This window comes from Pseudolactococcus piscium (genome assembly GCF_002441695.1).
In the GTDB taxonomy this organism is placed as follows: Bacteria; Bacillota; Bacilli; order Lactobacillales; family Streptococcaceae; genus Pseudolactococcus; species Pseudolactococcus piscium.
Genome location: NZ_JXJW01000004.1, coordinates 60,734 through 74,896, shown reverse-complemented (window position 1 = coordinate 74,896; position 14,163 = coordinate 60,734). Strand labels below are relative to the sequence as shown.

The window sequence follows — 14,163 nt, the reverse complement described above, 5'->3', positions numbered from 1 at the left end:
AGACTAAAAATCGGCAAAGTGAGTCACTTACTTGCCGATTTTTATGTGCTAAACGCTTAGTTAGGAAGCTGAATAAGTGCCTGTTTTAGGGAAATTAAGCATAAGCAACTGATGATATGACAGGGAAAACGGACAGTTTTCTAACCTGTTTATTCTCATTAATTATGCGATATAGGCGTCAAAATAGAAATTTTATGGTAAAATGAATAGGCATGAATTTGACATTTAAGAATTGGACTTAAGATAAATATGAAAAAAATAGTAATAAACGGTGGTAAGAGAATCTCCGGGGAAGTGACAATATCAGGAGCGAAGAACTCAGTTGTTGCCTTGATTCCAGCTACGATTTTAGCGGATGACATCGTCACATTAGAGGGCGTACCAGACATTTCGGATGTGGCAAGTTTAATTGAGATTTTAGAGATCATGGGCGCTAAAGTTGAGCGTGATATTGCAGCGGGTGTGGTCATTATTGACCCTCGCGGTGTTGAATCTAAGCCGTTACCTTATGGTAAAATCAACTCATTACGTGCCTCTTATTACTTTAATGGCTCTTTAATAGGTAAATTTGGCGAAGCAACTGTGGGATTACCTGGCGGTTGTGATTTAGGGCCAAGACCAATAGATTTGCACATCAAAGCGTTTGAGGCTTTAGGTGCGCGGATGACCTTTAAAGAAAATGCCATGCATTTAACAACAGATGGCGTGCGACTGAAAGCTGCGACTATTTTTATGGATATGGTCTCAGTTGGGGCGACTATTAATACGATGCTAGCAGCAGTTAAAGCTGAAGGCCGTACCATCATTGAAAATGCAGCAAGAGAACCTGAAATCATCGACGTTGCAACCTTGTTGAATAACATGGGCGCAAAAGTTCGAGGTGCAGGAACTGATGTGATTCGTATCGATGGTGTTGAAAAACTGGGTGGTGCGCGTCATACAGTCATTCCAGACCGGATAGAAGCTGGGACTTATCTCAGTATTGCCGCAGCGTTTGGAGACGGTGTTATCGTCAATAACGTGATTTATGAGCATCTAGAGTCTTTCATCGCCAAGCTTGAAGAGATGGGTGTTAAACTGATTATTCGTGATGACTCGATAGAAGTCTTAAAATCGGAAAATCTCAAAGCTGTTACGATTAAAACAGTCCCATATCCTGGATTTGCAACAGATTTACAGCAACCCATCACACCGCTGCTTCTCATGACAAATGGGCGTGGTAAGATTATTGATACCATCTATGAAAAACGGGTTAACCATGCCGCTGAACTTGCACGTATGGGGGCAACGATTTCAGCTAGTAATGGTGAAGTGAGCTACCATGCACCAAATGTGTTAAGTGGCGCAGAAGTGGTTGCGACAGATTTAAGAGCTGGCGCAGCCTTGGTTAACGCTGGCATCATCGCAACTGGTGAAACCAAGATTTCAAATGTGGAGTTCATCCTACGTGGCTATGATAATATCATCGAGAAGATGACAGCACTGGGTGTTGATATTAAATTAGTTGATGAAAACTGAGTTTTATAGCTCGTCACTTGATAAGCATATAGGCAGATAGATACAAGAGAGCAAAGCGATTTGTTCTTTTTTTATTCTCTTCAAATCGTTGTATCTGCTGATTAATATTTGAAGCGCGTGTGTAAAAGGTGTATAATTGTCAATGTGATAACGCTTACTTTTGGAGGTGGAAGAGTTGATTAGAGACATCTATATGATTCGGCATGGTGAAACTTTATTTAATGTACAAGGTAGAACACAAGGCTGGAGTGATTCCCCGTTGACCTTAAATGGGATCAACCAAGCAAAACGGTCAAAAATATTTTTTGAAAATTTTCCCGTTAAATTCGATGCCTATTTTTCGTCTACCTCAGAGAGAGCTTGTGATACACTTGAGCTTATTTTTCCTAATACACCCTACAGGCAATTAAAGGGACTTAAGGAACAAAATTTTGGTGTTTATGAAGGCCAACCTCAATATCTTGAACCAGTCATCTCTAAACGACGTGATTTTTTTGTCCCGTTTGGTGGAGAATCATGGACAAGGTTGAGTAATAGATTAAAAGAGACGCTACTCACAATATGTCAAGACAATGAGGCATACAAGACCCTGCTTTGTGTCAGTCATGGTGCTGCCATCTCAACCTTGATGAAATCGGTATCAACTGCTTCTCAAATTGAACAGCTACATGGCATAGGTAATCTTGATATGCTCCATTTTACTTTAGACATAGAGAACTGTGAACTCAAAGCAATAGAGAAGATCTCAACGATTTAAAATGACGATAACTTAAAAAGCTGTTGATAGAATACAGAATAGCAGGGGGGTTATTTGTCAATAATCAGATTTAAACTAGGTGTGTGCTCTCGTTTTATGGTCCCAATCCCTTTAAGTTGATTGTTATACTGGGGTTTACTAAATTAGCTGGCTATCATGAGATTTAGGACTTGAAACTCAGCCGTTTTTTTGGTAAAATAGCTTAGTATTGATTACTTTGGACTGGCAAACAGACCAAGGCAGAAAGGAAATATCGAACATGAAAGCAGACATCCATCCTAATTATGGACCAGTTGTATTTATGGATACTTCAACAGGCTACAAATTCTTGAGCGGTTCTACTAAGAACTCTAAAGAAACTGTTGAGTGGGAAGATGGGAACACTTACCCATTAATCCGTGTGGAAACATCATCAGATTCACACCCATTCTACACTGGTAAAGCTAAATTCACACAAGCCGACGGCCGTGTGGACCGTTTCAACAAAAAATACAACCTGTAAGTTTTGTTACTGTCTATCGAGCGCAAGTGAAGATAGCACAGCTACGGTTTATAAAAGTGCGCTTGAGCGCATTTTTTTTATGTCACGATTATCCTGGGAAAATGGCGAGAAAACGAGGCTATCCCTGTAAAAAACGGGTATGATGCCATGCCATAGGTCTACAAAAACCCTTACTTAGCAATAAAGTCACGCTAGATGATTTAGAATATATAGGAAGTCTACGACATGTCGATTAAAATATTTAACCATACCAAACTTACAGAAACCCCATTTTTTCAGGCATTAATTGCATTTTTAGCAAGTCATGAAGATGTGACCTTACGAAAAATAAAAGCGGCTTTTAACAGTGAGAAGAATTTAGAACGCCAAATCGAGAACTTTGTCCAAGCAGGTCTTATTTCACGTCTTGATAAGCGCTACACCAACAACTTTCAAGTGTTTGGAGATGAAGACTTTGCCCTTAACTTACCTGTGTCAGTACCCAAAACACTTGTCTTTGCAGACCCATTTTTTGTGGAAGCAGGGTCTGAGCTGATGGATGCACTCAATGCTTCTCAAATGCAACAGACACTGTCAAATCAGAAAAACTCAATTCAGTTACATCTAGCATCTAATTTTGCACGAACTGATGATAGCCTTGCCAATTATTTTTATCATGTGGAGAAACGCGTAGCACTTTCAGTAGTTGAACAAGAGGTATTTGATTTAATTGGGGATATTGATCCAGAATATGCACTCAAATATATGACAACCTTTCTCTTGAAGTTCCTGAAAAAGGATATTGTTAAAAATAAAAAACCTGATATTTTTGTTCAGGCACTGATCGTATTTGGTTATATTCACTTAGTTTCAGAAGATAATTATCAGTCGGCGCTACCCATTATCGATCAAACCTTCGATACGGTTTCTTTTGATGCGCCAAAGGCATTTATCGCCGAACAACTCAAGCAAAGAGAACAGGTTGAAAATTTTATGTCTCTTTGACAACTTATTCTTGTCAAAACCCCTAAATTTGGGTAAAATAGAAAGGTAGTTGAATTGCTTCATTTTTAGATGTTATTTGCCTTAACTTGATCAGAACCGATAGGTGATTAAGTGGGAATAGGCTAAGGTCTAAAAAGGTTAAGCTATCTTCGCCGATTTAGCTCAGTTGGTAGAGCAGCTCACTCGTAACGAGCAGGTCGCAGGTTCGATTCCTACAATCGGCATGAGCAGGTATCATGCTATACCTATTCGTGTCATCAAGCAAGTTGCCGGAATAGCTCAGTCGGTAGAGCAGCACCATGGTAAGGTGAAGGTCGTCAGTTCGATTCTGATTTCTGGCATTACAGGATATTTTTTTACATAACTTATTATCATATTATATTAGCTTATTTATGCTCGAAATTGGTCGAGCGTCTCTACTTGATACCGTAATGTCAAACAATAAGCAAAGAGAAGGTCTCTTTGCGTTTTGGCGTGAAGTTTTTTTTATTTCTAGAAAGTTGGATATGGACTCTTTAATCTCAAGAATTAAGCAAGATGGCACTGTTTTAGGTGCAGACATTCTCAAAGTCGATAGCTTTTTAACCCATCAGGTTGACCCTAAGTTGATGCGTCAAATCGGTAAAGTCTTTGCGGAAAAGTTCAAAGATGCAGGTATCACTAAAGTGGTGACGATAGAAGCGAGTGGTAATGTCCCTGCTGCCTATGTCGCAGAAGAACTCGATGTACCCATGATCTTTGCCAAAAAAGCAAAAAATGTGACCATGACGGATGAACTTTTAACGGCAGATGTTTACTCTTTTACCAAGAAAATCACGTCAACGATCCAAATTTCTCGGAAATTTTTATCTGAAACTGACAATGTCTTGGTTATAGATGATTTTCTAGCTAACGGGCAAGCTGCGCTTGGCTTGATCAGCATCTTAGAGGCTGCAAATACAAGGATTTCTGGTGTCGGTATTGTGATTGAAAAATCATTTCAAACTGGCCGTGCCTTGGTGGAAGAAACTGGCATACCTGTTTTCAGTTTGGCTAGAATCGCTGGATTTGATCAAGGTCAAGTCGTGTTCACGGAGGCTGACCTTTAATGACTAATCAAAACCAAGAAATGAAACACTCAAAGTCGGCTGTTTTAGGCTTGCAACATCTCTTAGCCATGTATTCAGGATCGATTCTCGTGCCGATTATGATCGCTGGTGCACTCGGTTACTCCTCTAAAGAGTTGACCTACTTGATCTCGACAGATATCTTCATGTGTGGTGTTGCGACATTCCTACAACTTCAGGTCAACAAATATTTTGGGATTGGCTTACCCGTTGTCCTCGGTGTTGCCTTCCAATCGGTAGCGCCCCTATCTATCATAGGTGCAAAACTGGGATCAGGTGCCATATTTGGGTCCATCATCGTATCAGGGATTATCGTCATCCTCATCTCTGGTGTGTTTTCAAAAGTACGCAAATTCTTTCCGCCACTCGTCACAGGTAGTGTGATTACGACAATCGGTCTGACCTTGGTGCCAGTAGCGATGGGGAACATGGGCAATAATGTGCCTAAACCACAGCTATCCAGTGTCATACTTGCAGTCCTGACCATCTTGATTATCTTAGTCATTCATGCCCTGACGACAGGCTTCATTCGCTCAATCGCCATTTTAATCGGCCTGATTGTTGGGACGATTGTTGCGGTATTTATGGGTATCGTTGATTTCTCACCGATTGCCCAAGCCCCTATCGTACATGTGCCAACCCCATTTTTCTTTGGTAAACCAATATTTGATTTATCCTCTATTTTGATGATGACCATCATTTCTTTAGTGTCTATGGTCGAGTCAACAGGTGTCTATCTGGCGCTTTCAGATATTACAGGCGAGGAAATTACAGAAACACGTTTAAGAAATGGCTACCGTGCAGAAGGATTTGCCGTTGCCTTAGGTGGTATCTTTAATACTTTTCCCTATACAGGATTTTCACAAAATGTTGGCTTAGTCCAACTATCAGGGATCAAGACACGACGCCCGATTTTCTATACAGCTGGTTTTCTTGTTTTACTAGGCCTACTCCCTAAGTTTGGGGCCGTCGCACAAATCATCCCTAGTCCTGTTTTGGGTGGTGCCATGCTTGTCATGTTTGGTATGGTCACGATTCAAGGGATTCGTATGTTAGGGCAAGTTAATTTTAATAATGAGCATAATCTCTTGATTGCGGCAATGTCAGTTGCCGCAGGTGTTGGCTTTAACGGCACAAACCTCTTTCAAGCACTGCCTACCACCGTCGCTATGTTTTTGAACAATGGGATCGTCATCGCAACACTTGTTGCCATCGTCTTAAATATCGTCTTTAACCATAAAGAGATTAAGTAATCCCGCATCAGAAAATCAAGAAAGCGACCCCTGCTTTTGATAGTAAAGTGGGGGTATGATGCACCAGAAATAAAGGTCGGGTAAAGTAACAAAGATTGACAGACCCCTAAAATTTTAGTATGATTTAAAGTATATTGAAAAGAGTAGCAAACTGATAACTTGACAGAGAGAATGGGCATGTCTGAGACCCATTTAGGGGAAAGTTTGTGAAGTTCACTTCATGTTAATAGTTGAATAATGATAATTAAGCTAGATGTTTATCTAGAAATTAGGATGGTACCGCGGTTTTCGCTCCTTTACATGGAGTGGGACTGCGGTATTTATATTGAAAGGGAATTATGAGTTTACAAGACAAAATCGCTGAATTGCGGACAGTAGCATTAGCTAAATTAGCAGAAATTGCTGATGAGAAAACGTTGAATGACCTGCGTGTTGCTGTACTTGGCAAAAAAGGTGAGTTAACAGACATCCTTAAGGGGATGAAAGACTTAACAAATGAAGAACGACCAAAAATTGGGGCACTTGCAAATGAGCTACGTGATGAAATCACGGGCTTACTAGAGTCTAAAAAAGCTGTGATTGAAGCAGCAATTATCACCCAAAAATTAGCCAATGAATCGCTCGATGTGACTTTGCCTGGTAAAAAAGTAGCAAAAGGAAATCGTCATATCCTGACTCAAACAACAGAGGAAATCGAAGATATTTTCCTAGGCATGGGCTATAAAATCGTTGATGGCTATGAAGTCGAGACTGACTACTATAACTTTGAACGTATGAATCTGCCTAAAGATCATCCAGCGCGTGATATGCAAGATACTTTCTATATCACACCTGAAGTGCTACTGAGAACGCATACAAGCCCTGTACAAGCCCGTACCATGGATGCGCATGACTTTGCGACTGGTCCCCTTAAAATGATCTCACCGGGCCGTGTTTATCGTCGTGATACAGATGATGCAACGCATAGTCATCAGTTCCATCAAATAGAAGGACTTGTGATTGATGAAAACATCGCCATGAGTGACCTTAAAGGCACACTTGATATGCTGGTTAAAAAAATGTTCGGTGCGGAACGCAAAATTCGCTTGCGTCCAAGTTATTTCCCATTTACTGAGCCATCAGTAGAAGCTGACATCTCATGTTTCAAGTGTGGCGGTAAAGGCTGTAATGTCTGTAAATCAACTGGTTGGATTGAAGTATTAGGCGCAGGGATGGTCCATCCAAATGTCCTTGAGATGGCTGGTATCGATAGTACAAAATACTCAGGCTTTGCCTTCGGGTTAGGACAAGAACGGATTGCCATGTTACGATACGGCATTAATGATATTCGTGGCTTTTATCTTGGAGATGCCCGTCTATCAGAACAGTTTATTGGTTAAGGAGAAGAAAGACAATGCAAGTATCATATAAGTGGTTAAAAGAACTGGTCAATATCGATGTACCAGCACATGCCCTATCAGAAAAAATGTCGACGAGCGGGATTGAAGTTGAGGGTGTTGACGTGCGTTCAGCAGGTCTCTCTAAATTAGTTGTCGGGGAAGTCCTATCAACTGAGGCAATACCTGAAACACACCTCAATATTTGTCAAGTCAACATTGGTGAAGCTGCACCAACACAAATCGTTTGTGGCGCAGAAAACATTAAAGCAGGTATCAAGGTCATCGTTGCCTTACCAGGTGCGAGAATTGCTGGTAATCACAAAATCAAAAAAGGCAAAATCCGTGGTGTCGAAAGTCTTGGGATGATTTGTAGTCTCCAAGAGATTGGCTTCCCTGAAAATGTTGTACCAAAAGCATTTGCCGAAGGCATCTATTATTTGCCAACTGATGCAACAAACGGAGACGACATCTTTGATTATTTAGAGATGCATGATGAAGTGCTTGAACTCTCGATCACACCCAACCGTGCAGATGCATTGTCTATGCGTGGTGTGGCCCATGAAGTTGCGGCCATCTATGACAATAAAACTGTAAACTTTGATGAAAAAGTCTTGCGCGAGTCTAGCCTTAAAACCAGTGATAAACTTGCTGTTGCAGTAGAGACAGACAAGGCATTGACTTATAATTTGCGCTTGATCGAAAATGTAGTCGTTGCACCAAGTCCGCAGTGGTTGCAAAATCGCTTGATGAATGAAGGCATTCGCCCAATCAACAATGTCGTTGATGTGACGAACTTTGTGCTCTTATACTTCGGACAACCGTTACATGCCTTTGATTATGATCAATTTGAAGAGAAAAAAGTTGTCGTTCGTCAAGCTAAGCCAGCTGAAAAAATGACGACTTTAGATGATATCGAACGGGAGCTTTCAACTGATGATATCGTCATTACAGTGGCTGGGCAACCTGTCGCCCTCGCTGGTGTCATGGGTGGTAAAACGACTGAAATGACTGCTAAGACAACAACTGTTGCCCTAGAATCAGCCATTTTCCAAGGCACAAGTATTCGCAAGACATCACAAAAATTCAACCTACGCTCAGAATCAAGTGCACGATTTGAAAAAGGGATCAACCAAGCAGACGTGACGACAGCACTTGACTATGCAGCAGCGATGATCGTTGAACTTGCAGGTGGCGAGTTGACTTCAGGTATCGTATCTAGCAATGACTTTACTGCCAAAGATGTGACAGTATCGATTACCCTTGCTAAGCTTAACCGCTCACTTGGCTTGACACTTAACCAAGCAGAAGTTGTTGCGATTTTTGATAGACTTGGGTTTACGACGACTGTTACAGATGAAACATTTGATGTCACAGTACCACCACGTCGTTGGGATATCGCCATAGAAGCTGACTTGATAGAAGAAGTGGCACGAATTTATGGCTATGATAATATTCCAAATACCCTACCACAAGCTGGTAATACAATCGGTGAATTAACACAGGCACAACAACTTGCACGAGATGTCCGCACGACACTTGAAGGTGCTGGTCTTTCAGAAATCATCTCGTATTCACTGACGACGGCAGAAAAAGCAGTGCAATTCACAAAATTACCGACTGAACATCTGACAGCACTTGCTATGCCGATGAGTGAGGAACGTAGCACCCTAAGAGTGAATTTGATCAGTGGGATTCTCGATATCGTGCATTATAATTTAGCACGTGGCAACGATAGCTTAGCCCTTTATGAAGTTGGGCAAGTCTTTGCTAAACTTGGCAATGAAACAGATAATCGTCCTACAGAATTACCACAAGTTGCCTTTGCACTTACTGGTAAGACCTATGATTTTTACACGATTAAAGGTATCGTTGAAACGCTATTACTTCAATTTGACAACGTCCGTTTTGAAGCAGACCAATCGATTGCTGAATTGCATCCTGGTCGTACAGCTCGTGTTCTAATCGGTGATGTTGCAGTTGGTTTCCTAGGTCAAGTCCATCCAACTCTGGCTAAAACCTATGATATTTCTGAAACTTATGTGGCAAATCTGGATTTATCAGCCTTGTTAGCTAATTTACCAGAACAAGTTGTTTTCACTGATATTCCTAAATTCCAAGCCTCTAGACGTGATATCGCCCTTTTGGTTGATCGTGTGACGACCAATCAAGCGATTCTAGATGTGATCGCGTCAAGTAAAGTTAAGACCTTAATTAAGGCAGACCTGTTTGATGTCTATACGGGAGCAAATGTGGCAAGCGATAAAAAATCGTTAGCCTATACCTTAACTTTCCAATCAGCTGACAATCAGTTAACTGATGATGAAATCACAGCAGCAGTGACTAAAATTACGAAAAAACTAGTTGAATTTGGTGCTGAAATTAGATAAAGATAAAACCTACAGCTGTAGGTTTTTCTTGAAAGGAAAACGTCATGCCGATATACTATGATCAACATTTACATACGCATTTCTCTTATGATTCGCAAGCAGATTTCATCGATTATTTAGAAAATTCGACAGGCTATGTCGTGACGACTGAACACTTTGATGTGGCTAATCCAGTGACAGGTCAAACGGATGCCCCAGATTATGCACAATACGCATCTGAAATCGCCCAACTAAATAAAGACTATGGCAACCGTGTCTTAAAAGGAATCGAAATCGGCTATTATCAGCCTAAAGAGGCTGAAATAGTAAGCTACCTAGCAGACAAAGCATATGATCTGAAATTATTATCCGTGCATCATAATGGGGAATTTGATTATTTGGATGATTGTGTTGCCGATATGGATTTTGACCTTGTCTTTAGCCAGTATCTGTCCGAGTTAAGTGTGGCTATTGACCGTAATCATCTGATTCAAGCAGACGTCCTAGCGCATTTTGATTATGGCATTCGCCTATTTGATGTCAGCCGTTCTGATTTAGAAAAGTATGAAGATCAATTACTCGCTATCTTTCAAAAAATGATAGCTGCAGACCTAGCATTTGAAATTAATGCCAAGTCCACACACTTGTATCATCATCTACCGCTCTATGCCTATGCCTTGGAACTTGTTTTAAAACTGGGTGGCACATTGTTTACGCTAGGATCAGATGGTCATAACCTGTCACATTATCAACTTGCCTTTGATGAGTTGAAGCCATGGTTAAAAGTGCAAGGCGTTGACCAATTAGTTATCTTTCATGATGGTATCAGAGAATTCTGTGATATCTGATGTGCCTGCTTAAAAAATAGCATACAAAAAAAGAGCTAAATCATGCTGATTTAGTTCTTTTTTATGTTGTATTATTTAGCTTTTAAAGCAGCCATTGTAATGTAGTTATAAGGTTGGTTGAAATGTGGTAAGAAGAAGATATCTAGTAATTTCAATTTATCGATTGTTACATGCTCTTGGATTGCAAGGCTGAACATATGAATATTAGCAGAGATATCTTCTGTAGAAGCGAGTTGTGCACCAACAATGCGACGAGAAGATTTTTCGTAGACGATACGAATTTTAACAGCACCATTTTCTTTGATGAAACCTGGTTTTTGTAAGTCTTCATAGTCAGTGTATTCGACGTCGATGTTGTTTTTCGCAGCAGCAGCTACTGATAAACCAGTTGATACCATGTTGTAACCAAAGATAGAAATACCATTACTACCTTGTACACCGATACCATCAAGAACTGTACCACCGATATTGTGACCAGCAACGATACCGCTACGTACAGCATTTGTTGCAAGTGCGATATAAGTTGTTGCTTCTAGGGCGTTTGAGTAGATTGTTGCTGAGTCACCAACAGCGTAAACACTGTCGTCGCTTGTTTTTTGATGACTATCAACAAGGTAAGCACCATTTCTGAATGTATCCAAATGTTCACGACCAAGATCAGAATTAGCTGTGAAGCCAATCGCATTAATGACCATATCAACATCATAGCTACCTTTATCAGTAACAAGTTGTGTCACACGTGTGTCACCTTTGTATTCAGTTGCAAGCTCACCAAAGTGAAGTTCAATACCATGTTTTTCAAGGTTAGCATCCATACGTTCAGTGAATTCAGGATCATAGTATGACGCAAGAGAAGTTGGCATCGCGTCAAACAAGAGGACGTTTTTACCACGACGTTTAGCAGCTTCAGCAATCTCAACACCGATGTAACCAGCACCGATAACGGCAACTGTGTTAACACCTTCAGAAGACATAGCATGGTCAACAGCTTGTCCTTCTTGGAAAAGTTTTAGGAAATGAATCCCATCAAGGTCTTTACCAGGAATGTTTGGCACGATAGGTTTACTACCTGTCGCTAAAACTAATTTGTCATAGCTTTCTGTTGTTGGGTTACCAGATTCATCTTCAAAATGGACAACTTTACCATCAAAGTCAATGTTAGTCACACTTGATTGCAAGAAGATTTTAGCGCCTTTTTTGATAAAATCTTCTTTGTTTGTGTAGAAGAGCCCTTCGTAACCGTCGATTTGACGGCCAACCCAAAGTGCTGTACCACAGCCAAGATAGCTAAGGTTAGTATTGCGGTCAATCAAGACAACTTCGTTACCCGGGTAATTGTCTAAAAGAGTATTTGCAGCAGCAATCCCTGCGTGATTTGAACCGATAATAACAGTTTTCATAGGTAGTAAACTTCCTTTTCTTTTTAAGCTACTTTTGATACAAATCGATTGGAATTTGTATCGTGATTGTTTGAACAATATGTGTAACACCTATTATTATAATCTAAAATGAAGCGATTGCAAACAATTTGTCTGGAAATATTTAAAAAAGTCAATATTATCTAAAATAATTAGCGTTTTTGCCGTCTGGCAAATTCAGTAAATTGAAATTTGTCGACCTGATGGCGACTATCTGTATACTGAAAAATAGTTGCATCATTCAGAAAGACATGACTTTTAACACTGACAACATGTCTGTCTAACGGATTTAGATCTAGAAGTACTTTGTCTTGATCATTGACAAAATCAATCGTGATTTCTTTTTGTGCAAAAGAAATGTCAACATTAAGTTGATTTTCAAGATAGTGATAAAGAGAATCAGCAACAACCTCACGTGTCATATCAGGCGCAATAGCATACTTGATAAAATCACGGTCTAGGACGACAGCTTGTCCATCAATCTGCCTAGTACGTAGAATATGCCAAACAGCAGTCCCTTTTTTAAAAAGAGTTTGATTGGCTAATTCCTGATCGATGATTAGCTTTTCAAAAACCACAACATGTGTAATGCTTTCAAAACCCAAGGATGCCTGTAATTCTTTATAACTCGTCAATCCAGATATGGGAAAGTTGAGCTTGCTTGAGGCAATCACAACGGATCCACGTCCTTTTTGCTTCTGAATTAAGCCTTTCTCCTCTAATATGTTTAAAGCTTGTCGGACAGTTGCACGGCTTGCATCGTAGTACTTGACCAATTCGTTCTCACTCGGTAGGAGTTCATTTTCTTTGAATGCCTTGTTTTTTATCTTATCTTCTAACTCATATAAAATTTTTTCATATTTTTTCATACCTATATTTTACCAAAAATCAACTCGAAATATGGTAGAATAAGATGTAAACGTTTTATAAATAAGGATATTTTCTAAAAAACAAGCAAGCATTGGGGTGTTCATGCCTTATCTTTTTTTTATTTAAACAGATAGTCAGCAAATAGACATAACTAAAAACAATTTCTAGAGGAGAAAATGATGATACAACTGATTGCATCAGATATGGATGGTACCTTGCTAAATGGTGAAATGGAAATTTCTGAAGCCAACATCACAGCGATCAAAAAAGCGCAGGCTGCTGGTATTGAATTTGTTGTGGCAACAGGTCGTGCTATTGAAGAAGCAAAACCAATCTTGGATGCCGCAAATATTAGGTGTCGATTCATTACCTCAAACGGTGCACAGATTTTCGATGCAACTGGACAAAATACCTTTACACTTGCTATCGAAACGGACAAAATAGCTAAGATAATCCCTGTTTTACGGCAACATCAGATTTATTTTGAGTTATTTACCAATCAAGGTGGGTTTACTGAAAATTTAGCCGATAGAATTGCCAGCGTAGCCAATTGGTTAAAAAGTATCTCTCCCAACTTATCAGAAGCGCAAGCATTTGAGAATGCTAAAAGTCATATGTCGACTTTACCTATTTCACATGTTGACAGTTTTGACTCAGTATTGGAAAATCCTGAAATTAAAGTACTGAAAGTATTTGCTATAGGGGAAGTTAATGGCGCTAATTTGCGTTTAGCTAAGGCAGAATTAGCCCAAATTGGGGGCTTACATGTCACTTCCTCAGGTGCTAATAACATCGAAGTCAATCATATAGAGGCGCATAAGGGTGCATCACTTGAAAAAATGACAGATATGCTAGGGGTTTCTTTGCAGCATGTCGCTGCTCTGGGCGATAACTTTAACGATGTCAGTATGCTAGAAGCTGTGGGACTTAGTATCGCTATGGAGAATGCTGAAGCGGCAGTTAAAACAGTTGCTAAGCGAGTCACCTTGACAAACACAGATAATGGTGTGGCACATGCGATAACACATATCTTAGCTGGAGAATGGCAATAAACGAGNTTTTTTTTTTTGCGTAAAAACTGAAAACGATATCAGTTAGCTGACACTTTTCTGAGTTATTTAGCTATAATAAAGCTATGTATTGACAACAAGTAATCGGAGAA

At 40.0% G+C, this 14,163-nt stretch carries 12 protein-coding genes, 2 tRNA genes and 1 riboswitch; of the genes, 12 read left to right on the top strand and 2 right to left on the bottom strand.

What is annotated here, in order from left to right; all coding sequences use genetic code 11:
• Positions 1–249: 249 nt before the first annotated feature.
• The 11 genes from murA to RU86_RS03010 all read left to right on the top strand — a co-directional run bounded on the left by murA (position 250) and on the right by RU86_RS03010 (position 10,713).
• Entirely contained in the window at positions 250–1,518 is a 1,269-nt protein-coding gene (murA, locus tag RU86_RS03060; protein ID WP_096814004.1) for a UDP-N-acetylglucosamine 1-carboxyvinyltransferase, read from the top strand.
• A gap of 175 nt (positions 1,519–1,693) precedes the next feature.
• A complete protein-coding gene (locus RU86_RS03055; protein ID WP_143468081.1) occupies positions 1,694–2,275 on the top strand; it encodes a histidine phosphatase family protein in 582 nt (193 codons plus the stop codon).
• Positions 2,276–2,534: 259 nt separating this feature from the next.
• Complete coding sequence (locus RU86_RS03050; RefSeq protein WP_047915930.1) at positions 2,535–2,777, top strand: type B 50S ribosomal protein L31; 243 nt, start codon at positions 2,535–2,537, stop codon at positions 2,775–2,777.
• 225 nt (positions 2,778–3,002) lie between these two features.
• Positions 3,003–3,761: a DUF1803 domain-containing protein gene (locus RU86_RS03045; protein ID WP_096814002.1), complete on the top strand. Its 759-nt coding sequence runs from the start codon at positions 3,003–3,005 to the stop codon at positions 3,759–3,761.
• Positions 3,762–3,912: 151 nt separating this feature from the next.
• Positions 3,913–3,985 (top strand) — tRNA-Thr (locus RU86_RS03040).
• Between the two features lie 44 nt (positions 3,986–4,029).
• Positions 4,030–4,102 (top strand) — tRNA-Thr (locus RU86_RS03035).
• 25 nt (positions 4,103–4,127) lie between these two features.
• A riboswitch (purine riboswitch) is annotated at positions 4,128–4,223 on the top strand.
• Positions 4,224–4,267: 44 nt separating this feature from the next.
• Positions 4,268–4,849: a xanthine phosphoribosyltransferase gene (locus RU86_RS03030; protein ID WP_096814053.1), complete on the top strand. Its 582-nt coding sequence runs from the start codon at positions 4,268–4,270 to the stop codon at positions 4,847–4,849.
• The gene (locus tag RU86_RS03025; protein ID WP_096814001.1) at positions 4,849–6,120 is read left to right on the top strand and encodes a nucleobase:cation symporter-2 family protein; all 1,272 of its coding nucleotides are present in this window, start codon (positions 4,849–4,851) and stop codon (positions 6,118–6,120) included. Before RU86_RS03030 ends, RU86_RS03025 begins: the two co-directional genes overlap by 1 nt.
• A 338-nt stretch (positions 6,121–6,458) precedes the next feature.
• Complete coding sequence (gene pheS / locus RU86_RS03020) at positions 6,459–7,499, top strand: phenylalanine--tRNA ligase subunit alpha (protein ID WP_096814000.1); 1,041 nt, start codon at positions 6,459–6,461, stop codon at positions 7,497–7,499.
• Between the two features lie 14 nt (positions 7,500–7,513).
• Positions 7,514–9,886, top strand: coding sequence for a phenylalanine--tRNA ligase subunit beta (pheT, locus tag RU86_RS03015; RefSeq protein WP_096813999.1), 2,373 nt, complete (start codon positions 7,514–7,516; stop codon positions 9,884–9,886).
• 44 nt (positions 9,887–9,930) lie between these two features.
• Complete coding sequence (locus RU86_RS03010) at positions 9,931–10,713, top strand: PHP domain-containing protein (RefSeq protein WP_096813998.1); 783 nt, start codon at positions 9,931–9,933, stop codon at positions 10,711–10,713.
• A 71-nt stretch (positions 10,714–10,784) separates the two neighbouring features.
• On the opposite strand, the gene nox is transcribed toward RU86_RS03010, so the two are convergent.
• Positions 10,785–12,113: a H2O-forming NADH oxidase gene (gene nox, locus RU86_RS03005; protein WP_096813997.1), complete on the bottom strand. Its 1,329-nt coding sequence runs from the start codon at positions 12,111–12,113 to the stop codon at positions 10,785–10,787.
• Positions 12,114–12,283: 170 nt separating this feature from the next.
• Positions 12,284–13,000 carry a trehalose operon repressor gene (gene treR / locus RU86_RS03000; RefSeq protein ID WP_096813996.1) on the bottom strand — a complete coding sequence of 239 codons (717 nt, stop codon included), beginning with the start codon at positions 12,998–13,000 and terminating at the stop codon, positions 12,284–12,286.
• A gap of 177 nt (positions 13,001–13,177) precedes the next feature.
• Here treR and RU86_RS02995 point away from each other — a divergent pair, with 177 nt between their 5' ends.
• A complete protein-coding gene (locus RU86_RS02995; protein ID WP_096813995.1) occupies positions 13,178–14,053 on the top strand; it encodes a Cof-type HAD-IIB family hydrolase in 876 nt (291 codons plus the stop codon).
• Positions 14,054–14,163: the final 110 nt, after the last annotated feature.

Bases quoted from the DNA above. Each gene is read 5' to 3' on its own strand.
- murA (WP_096814004.1), top strand. From the start codon at position 250: ATGAAAAAAATAGTAATAAACGGTGGTAAGAGAATCTCCGGGGAAGTG.
- RU86_RS03050 (WP_047915930.1), top strand. From the start codon at position 2,535: ATGAAAGCAGACATCCATCCTAATTATGGACCAGTTGTATTTATGGAT.
- RU86_RS03045 (WP_096814002.1), top strand. From the start codon at position 3,003: ATGTCGATTAAAATATTTAACCATACCAAACTTACAGAAACCCCATTT.
- RU86_RS03030 (WP_096814053.1), top strand. From the start codon at position 4,268: ATGGACTCTTTAATCTCAAGAATTAAGCAAGATGGCACTGTTTTAGGT.
- RU86_RS03025 (WP_096814001.1), top strand. From the start codon at position 4,849: ATGACTAATCAAAACCAAGAAATGAAACACTCAAAGTCGGCTGTTTTA.
- pheS (WP_096814000.1), top strand. From the start codon at position 6,459: ATGAGTTTACAAGACAAAATCGCTGAATTGCGGACAGTAGCATTAGCT.
- pheT (WP_096813999.1), top strand. From the start codon at position 7,514: ATGCAAGTATCATATAAGTGGTTAAAAGAACTGGTCAATATCGATGTA.
- RU86_RS03010 (WP_096813998.1), top strand. From the start codon at position 9,931: ATGCCGATATACTATGATCAACATTTACATACGCATTTCTCTTATGAT.
- nox (WP_096813997.1), bottom strand. From the start codon at position 12,113: ATGAAAACTGTTATTATCGGTTCAAATCACGCAGGGATTGCTGCTGCA.
- treR (WP_096813996.1), bottom strand. From the start codon at position 13,000: ATGAAAAAATATGAAAAAATTTTATATGAGTTAGAAGATAAGATAAAA.
- RU86_RS02995 (WP_096813995.1), top strand. From the start codon at position 13,178: ATGATGATACAACTGATTGCATCAGATATGGATGGTACCTTGCTAAAT.